Source organism: Streptomyces sp. NPDC051976, assembly GCF_040680795.1.
GTDB lineage: Bacteria > Actinomycetota > Actinomycetes > Streptomycetales > Streptomycetaceae > Actinacidiphila.
Map to the genome: position 1 here is coordinate 135,889 of NZ_JBFAXL010000017.1, position 17,985 is coordinate 153,873.

The 17,985-nt window shown below is 69.9% G+C and carries 14 protein-coding genes and 4 pseudogenes; 10 read left to right on the plus strand and 8 right to left on the minus strand.

Annotated features, from left to right (window positions below; genetic code table 11):
* Window positions 1-8: 8 nt before the first annotated feature.
* Window positions 9-248 (minus strand): hypothetical protein, encoded by a 240-nt coding sequence (locus AB0M29_RS19345; protein ID WP_365384020.1) that lies wholly within the window; start codon window positions 246-248, stop codon window positions 9-11.
* A 314-nt stretch (window positions 249-562) separates the two neighbouring features.
* On the opposite strand from AB0M29_RS19345, the gene AB0M29_RS19350 reads away from it, so the two are divergent.
* The gene (locus AB0M29_RS19350; RefSeq protein ID WP_365384022.1) at window positions 563-2,629 is read left to right on the plus strand and encodes a glycosyl hydrolase family 8; all 2,067 of its coding nucleotides are present in this window, start codon (window positions 563-565) and stop codon (window positions 2,627-2,629) included.
* A 494-nt stretch (window positions 2,630-3,123) separates the two neighbouring features.
* A complete protein-coding gene (locus AB0M29_RS19355) occupies window positions 3,124-3,849 on the plus strand; it encodes a dienelactone hydrolase family protein (protein WP_365384024.1) in 726 nt (241 codons plus the stop codon).
* Between the two features lie 81 nt (window positions 3,850-3,930).
* Here AB0M29_RS19355 and AB0M29_RS19360 read toward each other — a convergent pair whose 3' ends face one another.
* Window positions 3,931-4,956, minus strand: coding sequence for a helix-turn-helix domain-containing protein (locus AB0M29_RS19360; RefSeq protein WP_365384026.1), 1,026 nt, complete (start codon window positions 4,954-4,956; stop codon window positions 3,931-3,933).
* Window positions 4,957-4,996: 40 nt separating this feature from the next.
* On the opposite strand from AB0M29_RS19360, the gene AB0M29_RS19365 reads away from it, so the two are divergent.
* Together AB0M29_RS19365 and AB0M29_RS19370 are read left to right on the plus strand one after the other, a co-directional pair.
* Entirely contained in the window at window positions 4,997-5,908 is a 912-nt protein-coding gene (locus AB0M29_RS19365; RefSeq protein ID WP_365384027.1) for a sterol desaturase family protein, read from the plus strand.
* A gap of 271 nt (window positions 5,909-6,179) precedes the next feature.
* The gene (locus AB0M29_RS19370; protein WP_365384029.1) at window positions 6,180-6,977 is read left to right on the plus strand and encodes a DUF3533 domain-containing protein; all 798 of its coding nucleotides are present in this window, start codon (window positions 6,180-6,182) and stop codon (window positions 6,975-6,977) included.
* Between the two features lie 48 nt (window positions 6,978-7,025).
* Here the strand turns inward: AB0M29_RS19370 and tnpA are convergent, their stop codons facing one another.
* On the minus strand, window positions 7,026-7,451 hold the full coding sequence (gene tnpA / locus AB0M29_RS19375) for an IS200/IS605 family transposase (RefSeq protein WP_365384031.1): 426 nt from the start codon (window positions 7,449-7,451) through the stop codon (window positions 7,026-7,028).
* A 51-nt stretch (window positions 7,452-7,502) separates the two neighbouring features.
* Here tnpA and AB0M29_RS19380 point away from each other — a divergent pair, with 51 nt between their 5' ends.
* Window positions 7,503-8,717: a transposase gene (locus AB0M29_RS19380; protein WP_365384033.1), complete on the plus strand. Its 1,215-nt coding sequence runs from the start codon at window positions 7,503-7,505 to the stop codon at window positions 8,715-8,717.
* A 33-nt stretch (window positions 8,718-8,750) separates the two neighbouring features.
* Here AB0M29_RS19380 and AB0M29_RS19385 read toward each other — a convergent pair.
* Window positions 8,751-9,218, minus strand: a pseudogene (locus AB0M29_RS19385) (permease); the annotation flags it as partial.
* Window positions 9,219-9,390: 172 nt separating this feature from the next.
* On the opposite strand from AB0M29_RS19385, the gene AB0M29_RS19390 reads away from it, so the two are divergent.
* Both AB0M29_RS19390 and AB0M29_RS19395 read left to right on the plus strand, forming a co-directional pair.
* A complete protein-coding gene (locus tag AB0M29_RS19390) occupies window positions 9,391-10,116 on the plus strand; it encodes a 3-keto-5-aminohexanoate cleavage protein (protein WP_365384035.1) in 726 nt (241 codons plus the stop codon).
* A 20-nt stretch (window positions 10,117-10,136) separates the two neighbouring features.
* Window positions 10,137-10,414: pseudogene (locus AB0M29_RS19395) on the plus strand (ATP-binding protein); the annotation flags it as partial.
* Between the two features lie 456 nt (window positions 10,415-10,870).
* On the opposite strand, the gene AB0M29_RS19400 reads toward AB0M29_RS19395, so the two are convergent.
* Complete coding sequence (locus tag AB0M29_RS19400; protein WP_365384037.1) at window positions 10,871-12,130, minus strand: GAF domain-containing protein; 1,260 nt, start codon at window positions 12,128-12,130, stop codon at window positions 10,871-10,873.
* A 301-nt stretch (window positions 12,131-12,431) separates the two neighbouring features.
* Here AB0M29_RS19400 and AB0M29_RS19405 point away from each other — a divergent pair, with 301 nt between their 5' ends.
* Entirely contained in the window at window positions 12,432-15,107 is a 2,676-nt protein-coding gene (locus AB0M29_RS19405; protein WP_365384039.1) for a SpoIIE family protein phosphatase, read from the plus strand.
* A gap of 44 nt (window positions 15,108-15,151) precedes the next feature.
* On the opposite strand, the pseudogene AB0M29_RS19410 reads toward AB0M29_RS19405, so the two are convergent.
* Window positions 15,152-15,358: pseudogene (locus AB0M29_RS19410) on the minus strand (hypothetical protein); the annotation flags it as partial.
* A 170-nt stretch (window positions 15,359-15,528) separates the two neighbouring features.
* Between AB0M29_RS19410 and AB0M29_RS19415 the strand changes: the two are divergent.
* A complete protein-coding gene (locus AB0M29_RS19415) occupies window positions 15,529-15,873 on the plus strand; it encodes a cupin domain-containing protein (protein WP_365384041.1) in 345 nt (114 codons plus the stop codon).
* Window positions 15,874-16,080: 207 nt separating this feature from the next.
* The gene (locus AB0M29_RS19420) at window positions 16,081-16,527 is read left to right on the plus strand and encodes a DUF3574 domain-containing protein (RefSeq protein ID WP_365384043.1); all 447 of its coding nucleotides are present in this window, start codon (window positions 16,081-16,083) and stop codon (window positions 16,525-16,527) included.
* A 260-nt stretch (window positions 16,528-16,787) separates the two neighbouring features.
* On the opposite strand, the gene AB0M29_RS19425 is transcribed toward AB0M29_RS19420, so the two are convergent.
* Together AB0M29_RS19425 and AB0M29_RS19430 are read right to left on the minus strand one after the other, a co-directional pair.
* Complete coding sequence (locus AB0M29_RS19425) at window positions 16,788-17,063, minus strand: hypothetical protein (RefSeq protein WP_365384056.1); 276 nt, start codon at window positions 17,061-17,063, stop codon at window positions 16,788-16,790.
* A pseudogene (locus tag AB0M29_RS19430) lies at window positions 17,040-17,386 on the minus strand (transposase); the annotation flags it as partial. The gene AB0M29_RS19425 and the pseudogene AB0M29_RS19430, both read right to left, overlap by 24 nt.
* Between the last annotated feature and the right edge of the window lie 599 nt (window positions 17,387-17,985).

The following is a 17,985-nucleotide window of genomic DNA, read 5'->3' on the forward strand; positions in this document are numbered from 1 at the left end:
GGCGGGTGTCAGGTGCTCACCCGGTAGTGGCCGACCATTCCGCCGGCCATGTGCTCGACGACGTGGCAGTGGTGGAGCCAGTTGCCCCGGGTTGTCCTCGGGCTGTGCGGCCACCGGTAGCGATGGTCGGCATTGCGGAAGTGCACCACGATGGTGTCGCCGACCTCGGCGCGCAGCACGCTTCCCTTCGTCGGATCGACGTTCGGGTCCGACGCTAGGAGCGGGCCTGTGACGGCCGAATCCGTCACTCGACTGGTGTGCCGCCGCATGAAACCGCCAGCCCTCCTGCGGGAGCGGGCGATCGGGCCCCGGCCGGTCGCCGGGGCTCGTTTGGTGCGTTGCGGCGATGTGGTTCGGGCGAGAGGGCGAACAGGCGATCATCGACTGTCTCAGTGCGGATGCCGCCTCGGGCAGCAGACCGAGGCACGCATCGGCAGTCGTGGGCGAGAGCAACGACTTGGCGAGCCAGTGCTCAAGGGATTGACACGCCTCTAAGTAGTTAGGAAACTTTCCTAACGAAATCCCCCCTCGCCCCCGTCCCCTCGCCCCCTTGGGAGCATCGATGGCGCACTTTCTCAGAAAGCTGGTGGCGGCCACGGCCTCTGCCGGTTGTATAGCCCTGGGCACGGCTGTCGCGGGCGGCGGCCCCGCCGTCGCTGCGACGACCCCCGCCAACCCGTTCCCCACCCATGTGACTTACCAGACCGGCGTCATGCCGTCGGCGTCCGCGGCCACCCGCGACGCCGCCGTCAAGAAGCAGTACGACGCCTGGAAGAGTGCTTACCTCGTCCACGGCTGCGCCTCCAACGAGTACTACGTGTCCACCAAGGGCGACGGCGACGCCCCCAACAACGGCCCGGTCTCGGAAGGTCAGGGCTACGGCATGAACATCGTGCCGCTGATGGCCGGTTACGACGCGAACGCCAAGGCTGAGTTCGACGGTCTGTGGCAGCTGGTCAAGGACCACGAGGACCAGTACGGCCTGATGCAGTGGAAGCTGGACGGCAGCACTTGCAAGTACGCCGACAGCGGCACCCCCGACGCCGCCACCGACGGCGATCTGGACATCGGCTACGGCCTGCTCCTCGCCGACAAGCAGTGGGGAGGCTACACCAGCGATGCCAAGGCCTGGCTCGGCCGGATCTACGCCCACGACGTGGCCGCCGACGGCCACCTCAAGTGCGAGGACGACGGTCCGTCCACCGACGCCCGGCCGTCCGACATGATGCTCGACCACCTGCGGGCCTTCGCCGCCTACGACACCGCGCACGACTGGAACAAGGTCGTCACCCGCACCGAGGCGATCGTCAACGAGTTCACCAGCGCGTACTCCTCCACCAAGGGACTGCTGTCGGACTTCGTGGTGAACGCTGACACCACCAGCCCCAAGCCGGCCCCCGCGAACTACCAGGAGAGCCAGCCGGACAACATCGTCGGCTACAACTCCATCCGCGTGCCCTGGCACATGGGGACCGACGCCCTGCTCAACGGCACCGCCACGGCTGCCACGGCCTACAACGACGCCAAGAAGTGGTCGGCCTGCGCCAAGTCCGTCTCCGGGAGCGACCCGAAGAAGGTCTACCCGCACCTGAACCTGAACTGCACCGTCTACTCCACCTCCGACCAGGCCGAAGAGGCCGGCGACTCGGTGGGCCCGGCCGCCATGGCCGCCGGAGACCAGGCGTGGACCGACACGATCTGGAACCAGCTCGCCACCAACCCCTTCGGTGACGGCTACTTCGGCGAGACCATCAAGACCCTCGTGTACATCGTCATGGCCGGCGACTACTGGAACCCCTCGGCGACCACCGCCCCGGCGAACGACTTCTCCCTCGCCGTCGGCCCCGCCTCGGGAACCGCCACCCCCGGCGGCTCGACGACCGCCACCGTCACCACCGCGGTCACCTCCGGCTCCGCCCAGACCGTCACGCTCAGCACCACCGGTGCGCCCAGCGGCGTCACGGTGTCCTTCAATCCGGCCTCGGTGACCGCCGGCGGCAGCTCGACCGCGACGGTCACCGTCGCGACCGGAACCGCCGCGGGCACCTATCCGCTCTCCGTGAAGGGCACAGCCGCCTCCGGCAGCCACACCGCCGCCTACACCCTGACCGTCACCTCCACCGGCGGCGGCTGCACGGCCGCGCAACTGCTGGGCAACGCCGGCTTCGAGGGCGGCGCCACGATCGCGCCGTGGACACAGAGCTCCACGCTAGGCTTCGCCCCGATCAACAACGACACCGCCGACGAGCCCGCCCACACCGGCAGCTGGGACGCCTGGACCAACGGCGACGGCAAGGCCGACACCGACACCGTCGCGCAGACGGTGACCATCCCGGCCGGTTGCACCGCCACGCTTTCGTACTGGCTGCACATCGACACCACGGAGAACACCACCACAGCAACCCCCGACACCTTCAAGGTGCAGTTGCTCGACCAGTCCGGCACCGTCCTGACGACGCTGGCGACGTACTCCAACCTCAACCACAACACCGGGTATGCACAGCACTCCCACGACGTGACGGCGTACGCGGGGCAGACTCTCACCGTGCGGTTCACCGGCACCGAGACCGATGCCAACGGCGGCACGACGTCCTTCGTCCTGGACGACACTGCGCTCCAGACCCACTGATCCCAGCCTGAGACACATGTGATGCCCGGTTCCAGCCGACGGCCCCGCCCCTTCCTCCGCCGACCCGACTGGAACCGGGCATCACCACAGGCCTCAGGTGCCCTCGGGAGCCGTGCGGCGCACCACGACCAGCGCCATCCAACAGTGAAGGCATTCGGTGCGCAGTCTCGTATCCGACGCCGGCGACAAACGCTACGTCTGCCTCACCATGTAGGACACGGCTGTGCGTTTGTGGTGCCGGGGCCGGAGGCGCGGGGGATACCGGCGCAGGACCGGCTGGCGCTGGTGTGGTTGACCAAAGCGTCCAGGCCGCTGTTGGACCTGCATGACCTGGCGGTGGCCCGGCGCGGGGCGTGCTGGAGACGCTGCGCATGCAGGATGACGGGGGGGTGCACGTTCGACCTCTGCTCGGTATTGCTGAGCGTCGAACGCGTGGTTCTGCCCGCGGTGAACCCCGGCCCGCCCGGGCTCGATGATCCCTACAGTCCGATGTCATGACGACGATGGCGACGCGTACGGTCGAGTACCCGGCCGACGGTCTGACGATGATCGGGCACCTCGCTCTCCCAGCCGGTGCCGACCGCCGGCCCGCGGTGCTGATCGGGCCGGAGGGCATGGGGCTCAGCGACGTCGAGCGCCGCCGGGCGGACGCGCTCGCCGAGCTGGGGTACGTGGCGCTGGCCTTCGACCTGCACGGCGGGCGCTATCTGGGTGAGCCTGAGGAGATGCTGGCCCGTTGCATGCCGCTGCTCGCTGATCCCGAGCGGATGCGCGGCATCGGCCATGCGGCGCTCGACGTGTTGCGCGCCGAACCGCGAACGGACCCCGACCGGATCGCCGCCATCGGCTACGGCACCGGCGGCGCCATCGCGCTGGAACTCGGGCGTGATGGCGCCAATCTGCGCGCGATCGGGACAGTCAACGCGACCACCACGGGCCGACCGGGCGAGGCGGCGCGCATTCGCTGCCCGGTGTGGGCCGGGGTCGGGTCGGAAGACCCGATCATGCCGCCCGCGCAGAGGGACGCTTTCACGGCTGAGATGCAGGCCGCGGGCATCGACTGGCGCCTTGTGGTCTACGGCGGCGCCGTGCACGCTTTCCACCATCCGACGGTCGACCACCGCACGGTCCCCGGCGTCGCCTACCACCCACGGCACGCACAGCGAGCCTGGCGCGATGTCGTCGAACTGCTCGCCGAGTGCCTGCCCGTGACCAAGTGATCCGGTCAGTCCAAGCTCGGCCACCGGCTGACCGCTGCGACGCCTGGGTTCCACCGCCACGGCCGTCGGCGGAGGCTGCGGTCACCAAGCACCAGGGTGCGGGTCAGCCGTGGCCGAGCGCCGGTACGCGGTGGGCGTCATGCCGGTCCAGCGCCGTACCGCCCGGGTGAGCGCGGCCGGGGTGGCGAAGCCGACCCGTGCGGCGATCGCGGTCATCGCCAGCCCCGTCGGCTCCGGTTCGGCGAGCAGCGCCAGAGCGCGTTCGCGCTGCAACCCGTCCGCCAGGTCGGAGAAGGACGCGCCCTCTTCCTGGAGCCGCGCCTGCAGCGTGCGGCCGCTGACCGCCATGGCGCGCGCCACGTCGGCCAGCCGTGGCGGACCGGACAGGGCGACGGGCGCGTTGCTGAGGGCCGTCCGTACCGCCGTTGACCAGGGTGTGTGCTCCTGGGCGAGCTGCCGCCGCGCGTACGGGGCCAGCATCGCGAGAACGGCGGGATCGGCCTGCCGCACCCGGGCGCGCAGCGTGGCTGGGCCGAAGACACAGGTGTCCTGCGGCTGGCCGAACGCCACCGCGGGACCCAGCGCCTCGCGGTACGCCCCCGCGTCCACCGGTTCCGGGCGGCGCAGCAGGACTCGGTCGGGCCCGGCGGACCCCTCGGAGAGCAGCCGTACCGTGCGGCACAGCAGCGCGAAGCAGGCATCCACCGTGTCCGGGTCCGCCGCCCCGCCGTCGCACGCCCGCAGGCTCAGCCGGACCGTGTCCGGCCCACCGCCGGAACGCGGCCGCACCACCAATTCGTTGCGGCCCACCAGCGGGTGGAAGTACCGCAGGCTCTCCAGCATGGCCTCGACGTCGGGGCTGTTGGCGAGGATCGGCGGCACCAGGCCACCGAGCATGGTGGTCTCCGCCCAGGCTGCGAAGGCCAGCCCGGGGTGGCCGAGCCCCGAGCGCCGCAGCGCCTCCCACAGCGGCGCGAGCCAGTCGGCTTCCGGTGACGCGCCCGCCTCCGGTAGCCGTACGCCCCGGGCACTGGCGAAGGCCCGCAGCCCGGCCTCCACCGGGTCGGCCGCACGGGAAGCGCCGGAAGGCAAAACGTCTGCGCCCACGGGAAAGCCCACCCCCTGTGCCACTTGCGAACGTGACGGCATGGAACTCGCATCCCCCGCCCGACCGATCCTCACCTACGGTACCTACCCGCTCCTGGCGGCGGTCTCCGGCGCCGTCGGATGGGCCGCCGCCACCCACCGCCTGGGCGTCCCCCAGAGCGCCGTCCTGGCCCTGCTGACCGTGGGCACCATCGCCTTCGCCTTCACCATCGAGCGACGCAATCCGCTGCTGGAGCGCTGGCGGATGACCAGGGACACCTTCGTCGGGCGTGATCTGCCATTCATCGGGCTGGCGTTCGCGGTCGAGCAGATCGCCACGATGGGCGTCTCCGTCGTCGCCGCCCGTCTCGTCCCGAGCGGCGGCTTCGGCCCGCTGGCCCGCGTCCCGCTGCCCCTGCAAGCCGTGGTCGTCCTGCTCGGCCTCGACCTGCTCTGGTACGTCTACCACCGCGCCGCCCACACCCTGCCCCGGCTGTGGCGGGCCCACGGGGTGCACCACGCCCCCTCCCAGGTGTACGTGCTCATGCACCCCGTCTTCCACCCGCTCGACCTGCTGGTCTCCCGCTTCGTGATCTCCCTGGTGGTCTTCCGGTTCACCGGGGCGACGCCCGACGCGGTGTTCCTCGCGCTGGCGGTGCTGAACCTCCAGCAGACGATCAGCCATATCAACTCCGACATCCGCACCGGACCGCTCAACTACCTTCTGGTGGGCGCGGAGACTCATCGCTGGCACCACGGCGCGGGCGAGCGCGTCAACTACGGTTCGGTGCTCCCCGTCTGGGACATGGTCTTCGGTACCTTCGTGTACGAGCCCGGGCGCGTCCCTGACCGGCTCGGCCTGGACGACCCGACCTCGTATCCCGACCCGAGGGGCTTCCACGCCACCCTCGCCTGGCCGTTCCGGCGCGCCGTGACCCCGGTGGCCGTCGGCGGCGCTGAGACGGGCGGCTGATCGCTCCACGGCCGGTGGCAGCGCGGCTGAGCCGGGGGCGGCCCTCGCCCCGCTGGACTGCCAGGGTCGGTGGTCCTGTCACCAGGGCACTGTTCCTCCATCGTCGAAGAATCCGCCGGTGCCTGGCCCTCGGTCTGGTTCCTCGGCGGGCTGACACCCGCGTACCCGTCCGGCCCCGGCGTCACCCCCGGATGGCCGGAGCTACAAGGCTGCGTGAGCCCTCGCCCGATATACATCGACATGTAACGCCATCAACGAATGGACCTCGACCATGTCCGGTGAGCGGACCCAGCCGGAGGCGCCGCGCGGCTTCGCCAGTGAACTGCGCGATGCGGTGAGCCCCCGCGCGGTGCTGCTCGTCACCGCGACCCTGCTGCTCCAGCTGGGCTTCATCCTCAGCTACGTGGGCGCGCTCCACCACCCGCTGCCGCACAAGGCGTCCATGGGTATCATCGCTCCGGCCAGGGTGCAGTCCCAGCTGGTGGGCCAGATCAACTCCGTGGCGGGGCAGCCGCTGGAGGCGAAGCCGGTTGCCTCAGAGGCCGAGGCGGTCCGCCAGATCAAGGATCAGAAGCTCTACAGCGCGTTCATCCCCAATCTCAAGGGGAGCAAGGACCAGCTGGTGGTTGCCACGGCCTCGGGAGCTTCGCTGGCCACCGCGATCGAGAAGATCGTGGTCCGGTTCGACGCGACCAAGCAGCGAACTGTCGCCGTCCAGGATGTCGTTCCCGTCTCCAGCAGCGACCAGAACGGCTTGACCTCCTTCTATCTGGCGGTCGGCTGGTGCGTGGGCGGCTACCTGGTCGCCTCCATCCTCGGCGTGAGTGTGGGCGCGCGCCCCGCCAACACCAGACGGGCGGTCATCCGGCTGGGCGCGCTGGCGCTCTACTCCATCGCGGCCGGCCTCGGCGGCGCGATCATCGTGGGGCCGGCGCTGGGCGCGCTCGCCGCGGGCATCCTGCCGCTGTGGGGCATCGGCGCCCTGTTGGTCTTCGCGGTCGGCGCGATCACCATCCTGGTCTTGCGTGGGTATCCCCGGCTTCAGCCGGGGAGGGAAACGCATCCTTGAGACCGGAGGCGTGGAGCGCCGGAGTTCTCTGCGTCTCGGTCGTGACGGTCAGACAGGGCGCTTCTGGCCCTCGATGTACTGGCGGATCACTGTCAGTGGTGCTCCGCCGCAGGATCCTGCGAAGTATGAGCGGGAGAACACGGAGCCCATGCCGATGCGGTTGATCGGTCCGGTGTATTCGGCCCGCAGGTACCGGGAGCTGACGCCCTTGAGGGAGTTGATCAGTTTGGAGAGGGAGACTTTTGGCGGGTAGTGGACGAGAAGGTGCACGTGTTCGGCTTCGCCGTTGAACTCGCGTAGCTGAGTCTCGAACTTCTCGCAGACCTCACGCATGATCACTTCGCAGCGCCTGAGCATGGTGTCATCGAACACGTCACGCCGGTACTTCGTAACGAACACCAAGTGTGCGTGAAGGTTGTAGGTGACATGACGACCGGTACGGATATCCGGATTTGGTTCCCAGCAGGGTGACATACCCCAAGCGTCGTATGATCATCGAACCGACTGGGGAAGGGGGTGGGCTGGATGATCCGTGCGTACAAGTTCCTCATGCGGCCCACCGGGGGCCAGACGATCGCGCTGGGCGAGATGCTCCGCGATCATTGCTCCCTCTACAACGGTGCGTTGCAGGAACGTCGCGACGCCTACCGGCATGCATCGAAGACGAGCGTCAGTTACGGACAGCAGTCCGCGCAGCTCAAGGACATCCGGGCTTTTGACTCGGAGCGTCAGGGCCGCTGGTCGTTCTCCAGCCAGCAGGCCACCTTGCGCCGTCTCGACAAGGCGTTCGCCGCGTTCTTCCGCCGCGTCAAGGCCGGCGACACTCCGGGCTATCCCCGCTTTCGCGCGGTGAACTGGTTCGACACGGTCGACTTCCCCAAGGACGGCGACGGCTGCCGCTGGGACTCCACCCCGCACGATCCTGTCACCCGCGTCCGCTTCCAGGGCGTTGGGCACGTCAAGGTCAATCAGCACCGGCCGGTCGTCGGCAAGGTCAAGACCGTCAGCGTCAAACGTGAAGGCCGACGCTGGTACGTCGTCCTCACCGCCGAACAGGCCCAGCCCGAACCACTTCCCAAGACAGGCAGCGTGGTCGGCGTCGACCTGGGCATAGCCAACTTCCTCGCCGACTCAGGCGGCCGGTTCGTACCTAACCCGCGCCACGGCCGGAAGGCCACCGCGAAACTGGAGGCCGCACAGCAGGCCCTCGCCCGCTTCCCCCACGTTCGCCGTACCAAGCGCACCGGCAACCACCGGCGCGCCGTCGAACGCGTCGCCACTGTGCACCGCAAGGTCCGCCGGCAACGCCTGGACCACGCGCACAAGACCGCTCTTGACCTCGTGCGTCAGCATGACTTCATCGCGCACGAAGACCTCAGGGTCCGCAACATGAGCCGGGCCCCCGCGTCGAAGCCCGACCCTGACCAGACCGGCAGCTTCCTGCCCAACGGGGCTGCTGCGAAGGCCGGACTCAACCGCTCGATCAACGATGCCGGTTGGGGGGTGTTCCTGACGATCCTCACCAGCAAGGCTGAAAGCGCCGGTAGGGAAGTGATCGCCGTGGACCCCCGCAACACCTCCCGGACCTGTCCCACCTGCGGGCACGTCTGCGCGGAGAACCGGCTCACTCAGGAGAAGTTCCACTGCCTCTCGTGCGGCCACACCGCGCACGCGGACACAGTGGGCGCACTCAACGTGTTACGGGCCGGGCTGGTCCGTCGCAAAGCCCAACCGGCATAACGAGAAGCCCCCTCGTTCACGAGGGGGAGGAGTCACCGATCCGGCAACGCCAAGCTCCGCCTGTTCGCGGGCCTGGCGCAGCAGCCGTTCGCGGAGCAGGAGCCGGAACAGCGGCGCCAGCACGACGATCATGACGGGACCGCCGGTGAACTCCGCGAGGGTGAACTGCCAGCCCATTAGCAGCGCCAGGATCACTCCGAGTTCGATGACGAGGTTGGTGGAGGCGATCTCGAAGGCCATGGCCGCGGTGAAGTCGGCGCCCTTGCGGAACAGGGAGCGCGCGAGGGCCACCGCGGCGTAGGAGCACGACGACGACGCCGCACCCAGGCCGGCCGACACCGCCAGCGTCCTCGGGCGGTCGTCGCCCAGGAGGGACACGACCGTCGACTTGCGCACGACCGCCTGCACGACGGCGGACAGGGCGAAGCCCAGAACCAGCGCCCAGGTGATCTCCCAGGTCATGGACCCGGTGATCGACAGCGCGTGCAAGATCGCGTGCATGGGTCGAGCCTCTCCCCGCGGTCCGTACGGGAAACCTGTCGGCCCGGTAGGTGGCGGTGGAGGCGTGGTCGGGGACGCGGGTCTACGGGTCGCCTGGGGGAGGGAGCTGATCACGGCCTGGGCCCGGTCGCATCGCGGGAGATTCCCGGCCGGGGTCTGCGAAGATGGCGCGATGCTGCAGGTCTGTCTCAACGGCGCCCGAAGCCGCACCGAGTGTTCCCACCTCCCGGTGACCCCCGGCGAACTGGCGGCGGCGGCCCGCGAGGCTGTCGCCGCCGGCGCGGAGGACATTCATCTGCACCCCAAGGACCGCGACGGCCAGGACACGCTGGAGGCCGCCGCCGTCGCCGCCGCTGTGAACGCGGTGCGGGCCGCGGTCCCAGGCGTCCCCGTTGGAGTCACCACCGGCGCGTGGGCCGCAGCGGACCCTCGGACCCGCGTCGCGCAGGTCCGCATCTGGACCGTGCTCCCCGACCATGCCTCCGTCAACTGGCACGAGGACGGTGCCGCCGAGGTGGCTGCGGCGCTGCTGGAACGGGGGATCGGTATCGAGGCAGGCATCTATTCCGGCACTCCCGCCGCCCAGCGGTTCCTGGACTGGCCCGAATCCCGCCGGGTCCTGCGTATCCTGGCCGAGATCACCGAGACGGCGGAGGAGGACGCGGTCCGTGCGGCCGCCGACCTGCTGGGCGAGCTCGGGGCAGTAGCCGCGCCGATCCTCCTTCATGGTGAGGACGCCGCTGCCTGGCCCGTCCTCCGGTTGGCGGCCTCCAACCGCCTGGACGTCCGGATCGGCCTGGAGGACGTGCTGCACCTTCCCGACGGCAGTCCCGCCCCGGACAACGCTGCCCTCGTCACCGCAGCCCGTGCGGCCCTACGGCACTCACACAGCACATGAGCCCGCGCCGCGCCTCGTGGCTGGCCTTCATCACCGAACTCATCATCAGCGAACTGGTCCCAACGCCGTCCGGTACGCGGGCAGCGTGATCGGGGTGCGGCTCCCTGTCGACCGGACGCTGGTGTGCGAGGTCAGCGACGCCAGCAACAGCCAGCCGCGGCTTCGGCGGTCGCTTGGCACGGACGAGGGCGGCCGGGGGCTCTTCCTCGTCGCCCAGCTCACCGACCGCTGGGGCGGCCGGTACACCCGAGCGGGCAAGACCATCTGGGCGGAGCAGTCGATCACCTCGGCTGGATGACCGGAGCCGGTCCCGCTCCGTCGGCGGACGGATTGCGGTGCCACCGCTTCGTCCAGGAGCGGGGGAGTGGGCCCCTGCAGTTGGCCGGGGCCCGCGGAGGCAGGAGGCGGGCGGTGTCAGCCGATGCCCGGCAGGCGCCGGACCGTAGCTGCTCAGCGGCAGGACGGCACTGGTGGCGGGTAACCCACGTCCCGGAACACCGTCACCCTGGCCGCTCCGGCGCAGGCGGGTACGCCTCGACGCAGACCACGGAGCCGTTGATGTCGGGCGCGGTGGCCGGCACGTTGACGCGACCTGACCGCCGCCGACGGTGTAGGACGGCCCCACCGGCGAGCGGTGCAGCCTTGATCAGGGAACGTCTGCCGAGATGGGCGGCGACATGGTGCGGCTCCTGAAGAGTGAGGGGACGTCAGGCTCGCGCGCGGCGGCACCCGGTACTCCAGCGGTGGTTCGCGATCACGCCGGAGAGGTGTCCGCGCGGTTGCCGCCGGAGTCGCCGCGCAGGTCGGTGCGGTGCAGGGCTATGCGGTGCAGGTGTTCCAGGGCACTGATCAGGACCGCTCGTTCGTGCCACTCCAGCCACATGCCGGCTTGGGTGGCGAGTTCGTCGAGGGCCCGCAGTTCCGAGGTGCTGTGGACCCGGCGGGACAGCGGGTAGTGGGTGGAGAGCATGCCCATGGGGCGCCCGGACGATCCCCGCAGCGGGGTGCTCTGCACCGACCGGATGCCCGCGCTGAGCATGACGCGCCGCGCGGTGTCGTCGAAGACCGGATCGGTGGCCACCTCGGAGATGATCACGCGTGTGCCGTCGAGCAGGGCGCGGCCGCAGGCGGAGGTGTCGTCGCTCACCCATGCGAAATAGTCGGTGAACTCCGTGGAGAACCCGCGGTGCGCCTGCAGGCGGAGCGCGGCACCGTCATGCGCGGTGAGCTGGACGTTGCCCATGTCGGTCTGCGCGAGGCGGCAGGCTGTGTCACGTACCGCGGCCACGGTCTCCGAGTGCTTCGCCGAGCTGGCGTTCAGGGTCGGGGCGAAGGGCAGTGGCGGAGCCTCCTCGCCGCGGTGGCCGGGGAACCACTGCCAGGCGCCGAGGTCCGGAGCGGGGGTGGACAGCACCGCCACGGCCAGGGGGACGATGGCGAGGTCGTGGTGGAGCGAGGACGCCGCCCGCATCAGGCTGAGAGCCGCCCGGGGCCCGTCCAGTCCGTATCGCCTGACCAGTATCTGCTGGGCGCGGTGGATCAGGGCCATGGAGCGCGGCTCGCACACCGGCGCCGTCTCGGTCCGCGGCGCGCACACCCTGGAGGCGCCGAAGCGTTTCGCCCCGTCGAGTCCGCCGGGCGCTGCGAGCCGCCGTGTGTCGGCGACCGCCCGTGCGAGGCTGGCCGCGTACCGCAGGGAGGAGCCCGCCGCCGTGCCCGCAAGGGTCGCCCGGAGCCCGGGCGAGGCACCGGCCACCACCACGCGGCGGCTCTCCGCGGCCTGCAGGCGGGCGAAGCGCTCGATGACGTGGGCGGCGGGCTCGGACAGATACGTCACCGCGCCCACGTCGACCACCACGTCGCCGCCGCCGGTACGCGCCGCGGTCAGGCAGGAGTCCAGCACCGCGCTATCGCCGTCCCTGACCTCGCCTTCGAGGCTCACCAGCACCGCGCTCGCCACCCCCGCCGGGCCCAGGCTCTTCAGCCTGACCAGGAGCATGTCGGGTCCGTACATCGTGACCGGCCCCTTTCGTCGAAAGGTACAAACCAGCTCATTCCGCTCCGGCTCGACAGTACGCCGACGCCCGGCCGAGCGGTACCCCTGCTGGTGGCGGGCCCGCGGCGAACCGGCGGGATGTACGCCGGGCCGCTCCGGACCTCCGGCACCCGGGGACGGTTCAGCCTCGGGAAGAGCACACCAAAAATGTTTATTATTCACATTCTTTGGGGTGATTTAGACGCAACAAATTTGGTATTGACCGATATGCGTATGCTGAATGGCATCTTGTGGTCTACAAAGGACGTGACCCGAAGTGATGCACGCGGTTTCCGGCGACTGGCCGACCGTCAAGACATGGGAGACCTTCCTCGCGGGCGGCCGGGTCGAGCACGAGGTGCGCGCCTCGATCCTGGACTCCTGGCGCCGCTCCCGGTCGCACGGCGTCCTGCCGCAGCGGACGGAGCTGCCCTACGCGGACGTCATGGACCGCGCAGACCGCCTGCTCACCGCCGCCGCCCCGGTACTGGAACGGTTTCGGCACGTGATCGCGGGCAGTCCGATCGTGGTCGCGCTCACCGACGCGGACGCCACCGTGCTCCACCGCCTGGTCGGCGAACGCTCCCTGAACGGAGTCCTGGACCGCCTGTCGATCGCCCCCGGCTTCAGCTTCGCCGAAGCGGCCATCGGCACCAACGGCATCGGCACCGCACTGATCGAGCGGCGGCTGTGCAGCGTGGTCGGAACCGAGCACTTCGCCGAGCAGTTGCGCCCCTACACCTGCGCCGCAGCGCCGATATGCGATCCACTGTGCGGCCGGATCGAGGGCGTCATCGATGTCACCGTTCCGCTCGCCGCCGACACCGCGCGTATCGAGTCGCTGGCTGTGCGGCTCGGCCGGGAGATCGAGAACCGGCTCATGGCCCCGTACACGCGCCGGGAGCTGGCACTGCGCACGGCGCTGCACCAGGTGCCGGAGGCGAGGACCGCGGCCCCCGGCCCCCACGTGGACCCGGCCGACATCGTGGTGCTCCAGGAACATGCCGCCCGTCTGATCTCGCACCCGGGGCTCACGCCGCTGCTGGTGCCCTTGACCGCACAACGCACCGCGGCACTGCACGCCTACTCCGTCACCGGTCCCGACGGGGTGTCCGGCACCGCGGTCGAGGTGGAGCTGCCCCGGGCGGGGGAGATACCCCGGATACCGCTGCCCGCCACCGAGCCCGTGCCGGCGGTGACCCAGCCCGCGTCCGCGCCCAAGGATGAGGGCGCCGACCGGTGGCTGCTGCTCTTCGGTGAGCAGGGCGTCGGGCGGCTGGCCGTCGCGGCACGGGAGCGGCTGCGGCTGCTGTACGAGGCCGGGGTGAGTGTCGGCACGACTCTGGACGTCCGTACGACCGTCCGGGAACTGGCCGCAGTCGCCGTGCCAGGGCTGGCGGACGGGGTGACCGTCGACCTGCCGGACGCCGTACTCGACGGCGGTGAACCGCCCCCTGCCCCCGCCGCTCTGCGGCGCGTCGCGGCAGTGGGCAGCGGGCTGTGCGGGACGGTGGGAGAACTGGTCGGGTACCGCTCGGCCGGGCCGCACGAGCGCGCGTACCGCGGCAACGAGCCAGTGCTGGAATCCGTGCTCGGAGCAGAGCATGACGGCGCGTCGGACCACTGGGCCGCGACCCACGGAGCGCACTCCATGATGTGCGTTCCGCTGCGAGCGCGCGGCGCGGTGCTGGGCGTGGCCGCCTTCTACCGCGGTGACAGGGCCGAACCCTTCGTCGAGGACGACCTGGCGCTCGCGGTGGACTTCGTCGCCCGCGCCGCGGTCTGCATCGACAACGCCCGCCGCTACACCAGCGAGCACGCCACCGCCCTGGCCCTCCAGCGCAGCCTGCTGCCCCAACGCCTGTCCGGTCACAGCGCGGTCGAGGTCTCGCACTGCTACCTCCCCGCCCAAGCCGCCGTCGGCGGCGACTGGTTCGACGTCATCGCGCTGTCCGGAGCGCGGGTCGCCCTCGTCGTGGGGGACGTCGTCGGCCACGGTCTCCACGCCACCGCCACGATGGGCCGGCTGCGTACGGCCGTGCACAACTTCGCCGCCCTCGACCTGCCGCCGGAAGAGGTCCTGGCCCACCTGGACGACCTGGTCAACCGGCTCGACGAGGAGGCGGGAGAGACGGGCTGCGGCGGCGGCGCCGCAGCCGGCGTCATCGGCGCGACCTGCTTGTACGTGGTCTACGACCCGCTGACCGGCCAGTGCACCCTGGCCCGGGCCGGCCACCCCCCGCCCGCCCTGGTCGACACCGACGGACGCGTCACCTTCCCCGACCTGCCCGCGGGCCCACCGCTCGGCTTGGGCGGCTTCCCGTTCGAGTCGGCCGAGATGGTGCTCCCCGAGGGCAGCGACCTCGTCCTGTTCACCGACGGCCTCATCGAACGCCGCCACCGCGACCCCGATGACGGCCTGCGACTGCTGAGCACCGCCCTGGCGGGCCGCCGCCTCCCGGCGCAGACCTGCGCCGCCGTGCTCGACGCCATGCTGCCCGACGAGCCCGGCGACGACGTGGCCATCCTCGTCGCCCGTACCCGCGTACTCAGGCCGGACCGCGTCGGGCAATGGGACATCCCCCCGGACCCCGCGGCTGTCTCCGCCCTGCGCGGCGCCGCGTCCGCGTGGGTGACCGAACGCGGGCTGAGCACGGAACTGGCGTACACCACCGAGATAGTGCTCAGCGAGCTGATCGCCAACGCCCTGCGCTACACCAACGGCCCGGTGCAGCTGCGCCTCATCCTGGACCGCACCCTGATCTGCGAGGTCGCCGACAACAGCAGCACCTCCCCCCGGATGCGCCGCTCCAGCACCGTGGACGAAGGCGGCCGAGGGCTGTTCATCGTCGCCCAACTCACCCAGCGGTGGGGAACCAGATACACACCCACGGGAAAGGTGATCTGGACCGAGCTGTCGCTGGGGGAGCCGTCGGCTCCTCGGGCCGCCGGCTGAGCGCGGGGGACACGCGGGACCGCAACTCGCCCTCAGCCGCGCTTCGTTCGGCGTTGTGTCGTGGATCGGTAAGAGGAACGGTCGACACCAGACAACAGGGCGAGGACGGAGTGCGGGAGATCGTGGCGCAGGCGGATCAGCGTGACGACCAGCCGGTCGACGAACACCAGCCGATGCCGGGCTCCGGCCCCCGCCTCACGCGTCCTGTCCCCGTCGCGTGTCTGATGCGCGAGGATGCCCCGGCTGACCATGATCACCACAGACTGGATCATCCCACCCTCGCGCGATCACGCCTCAACCGCAATCACGCACCAGCTCGTAAGTCCAGGCAGCCGACGTCCTGATGATCTGTCCTGTTGTAGGTGCGATGCGCGACACTGTGTAGGGATCGAGTTGGGTGTCCGCTGGCTAGGGTCGCCCTATGACGCACAGTTTCGCTCTCCACGTCCTCGATGCCGATCTCGAACCCGAGCCGCTCGACTCGGAGCAGATCGTCTCCGGCACACCCGAGGTGACCGGGAAGGTGCTCTGGGAGTCGGCGGATGGCAAGCAGATCCGGGGTATCTGGCAGATCACTCCCGGCGTGGTCACAGACACCGAGGCGGACGAGCTGTTCGTGGTGGTCAGCGGCTCGGCGACGATCGAGGTCGAGGGCGGGTCGACGCTGCAGGTCGGGCCGGGTGACCTGACTGTGCTACGCGAAGGCGACCGAACGACCTGGACGGTTCACGAGACGCTGCGGAAGGTCTACGTGATCAACCTCTGAGGTAAGGCCCGCGGGCTGGCTCTCGCGATGACGGTCACAGCGGTGGCTCCACGAGCGGTTCGGCCCGGCCGGCGTGCTGGCCGGGCCGAACCGCAACGAGCTGACACGGCCACGGAACCGCCGCCTGCACGATGGAGCGCCTGTCGCGAAGGCCGGAACACCCGTTTGGTTGAACATCGCGCACCGTGGCTGGGTCGTTGCCAGGGCATGCGTAAGCCTTCACGTTCTCTCGCTGCTGCCGTCCTGTCCGCCGCCGTGCTGGGGGCGGCAGCCCCGAGCGCCTACGCGGCCCTGGAACACCGCACGGCGCCGCGCGCTGCTCCTGCCCCGTACATCGAAACGCATCTGCTGTTCGGCACCGCCCGGCCCGACGGCGGCCCCGCGGTCAGCGACAAGGAGTTCCAGGACTTCGTCGACCAGTCCGTCACGCCCCGCTTTCCCGCGGGGCTGACCGTCACACAGGCCTTGGGTCAGTACCGTGACCGGCACGGGATGATCGAACGAGAGCGCAGCTACGAGATCTACCTCCTCTACCCCAGCGGTGACGCAGCGTCGGCCGACGGTCGCATCGAGGAGATCAGGGCCCTGTACAACGCACGCTTCCACCAGGAGTCCGTGGCTCGCGTCGATGAGCACGCCCGGGTGGAGTTCTGAAACGCGGTGATCGAGGGTCGGCGTTACGCCCCAACCCGCGACCTTCCACGGGGGCGGCCAATGCTGGGATGGCATCCATACGGTCCGACGCGTGCTGGGTAAGTGCAGGAAGAGAAGCGCGACGATGTTGCGCTGGCCGCCGTGAGGGCGGAGGTGAGACGTGGAACAACGAGCCTCCCCCAGCGGTCGTGCTGTCATGGAGCGCGTCTGGCGGTACGCGGGTATGAAGAAGCCCGGCGGTTGGACCGGGCTTCACATGGTCATTCGGTCAGGTTGTCGGGAACAGGCTCGGGCTGTTCGTAGCGGTTTCTGAGCAAGACCTGGTCGAGAAAGCCTTCAATGGCTGTCATGTCGCGGTCGGGTAGAAGAACGTCTTCGAACTGGTATCCGGATGTCTCGAATTCTTCGACCTTCATTACCCCGAAGGCGCATAGTTTGCATACTGCGAGGATGAAGGCGACTCTTCGCTCTTCGATAGAGGCTGTGCCCGGCTCGACGCCGCCGAAGCGGCCCCGGTGCTCGTCGATGAACGTCACGAGCGAAGATGTGGCCGGTCGAGCTCGGCCGCGAAGAACGCCGAGGCCGCCTTGAGGATCTCATTCGCCCGCTTGAGCTCGGCGACCTCCTTCGTCAGCGCTTTGACCTGGGCAGACTCCTCCGTCGTCGTCCCGGGCCGGGTCCCGGAGTCGATCTGGTCCCGGCGGACCCACTGGCGCACCGTCTCCGCCGTGCCGATGCCGAGCTTGCTCGCGACCGCCTTCATCGCGGCCCACTCGGTCTCGTAGTCCGGGCGCACCTCGGCGACCATACGCACCGCACGGCGCCGCAGCTCAGCGGGATAAGGGGAGGGACGTGCCATGACTCGATCCTCTCAAAGAATCGAGCCTCCATAGAACCCGGAACGGTTCACTCCGCACCCTCCTCACTGACCCCGCCACCGACGAACTCGGCGAGGTGTTCCAGCAGGCGCCTCGGCTGCTCCCGGTCGACTCCAGCAACGGACTGCGCCGCTGCATCCGCGAAATGCTCGCGCCGGATGTCCTCTGGGTCGGCGCGCGATGGCCCTTCGCTGAGAGCCGAGCACCCGCATGCTCTGCAGCGGTCGGCCACCGGGGCGGGCGTTTCGGCTCGGGCGCGTGTGCTGGGTGCGGCTGACCGGCTGCCGCGGCCGTGGTGGTTGCTCACAGTCACGCGCCGGATGTCGCACATCGATCGTGCCATGGTCCTCAGCACCTCAGGATCGGGGCTGTCTTCTCCACAGCGCCGCCGCAAGGGCGAAAGCCGGACCAGGGAGACGCACGCCTCCCCGGCCCGGCCCGATGCGCGATCAGTTGTAGATGCCCCAGGAGAGCTTGAGCCCTCGGGTGTCGATGATCTGGGTCCGAACGGAGTGGCCCGGGCCGTCGTAGATCCACTTGGACTGGCTGCTGTCGAAGGAGTCATACCGGATCTGGCCGT

Excerpts from the sequence above, each read along its gene's own strand:
- AB0M29_RS19350 (WP_365384022.1), top strand. The coding sequence starts at position 563 with ATGGCGCACTTTCTCAGAAAGCTGGTGGCGGCCACGGCCTCTGCCGGT.
- AB0M29_RS19355 (WP_365384024.1), top strand. The coding sequence starts at position 3,124 with ATGACGACGATGGCGACGCGTACGGTCGAGTACCCGGCCGACGGTCTG.
- AB0M29_RS19365 (WP_365384027.1), top strand. The coding sequence starts at position 4,997 with ATGGAACTCGCATCCCCCGCCCGACCGATCCTCACCTACGGTACCTAC.
- AB0M29_RS19370 (WP_365384029.1), top strand. The coding sequence starts at position 6,180 with ATGTCCGGTGAGCGGACCCAGCCGGAGGCGCCGCGCGGCTTCGCCAGT.
- tnpA (WP_365384031.1), bottom strand. The coding sequence starts at position 7,451 with ATGTCACCCTGCTGGGAACCAAATCCGGATATCCGTACCGGTCGTCAT.
- AB0M29_RS19380 (WP_365384033.1), top strand. The coding sequence starts at position 7,503 with ATGATCCGTGCGTACAAGTTCCTCATGCGGCCCACCGGGGGCCAGACG.
- AB0M29_RS19390 (WP_365384035.1), top strand. The coding sequence starts at position 9,391 with ATGCTGCAGGTCTGTCTCAACGGCGCCCGAAGCCGCACCGAGTGTTCC.
- AB0M29_RS19400 (WP_365384037.1), bottom strand. The coding sequence starts at position 12,130 with ATGTACGGACCCGACATGCTCCTGGTCAGGCTGAAGAGCCTGGGCCCG.
- AB0M29_RS19405 (WP_365384039.1), top strand. The coding sequence starts at position 12,432 with ATGCACGCGGTTTCCGGCGACTGGCCGACCGTCAAGACATGGGAGACC.
- AB0M29_RS19415 (WP_365384041.1), top strand. The coding sequence starts at position 15,529 with ATGACGCACAGTTTCGCTCTCCACGTCCTCGATGCCGATCTCGAACCC.
- AB0M29_RS19420 (WP_365384043.1), top strand. The coding sequence starts at position 16,081 with ATGCGTAAGCCTTCACGTTCTCTCGCTGCTGCCGTCCTGTCCGCCGCC.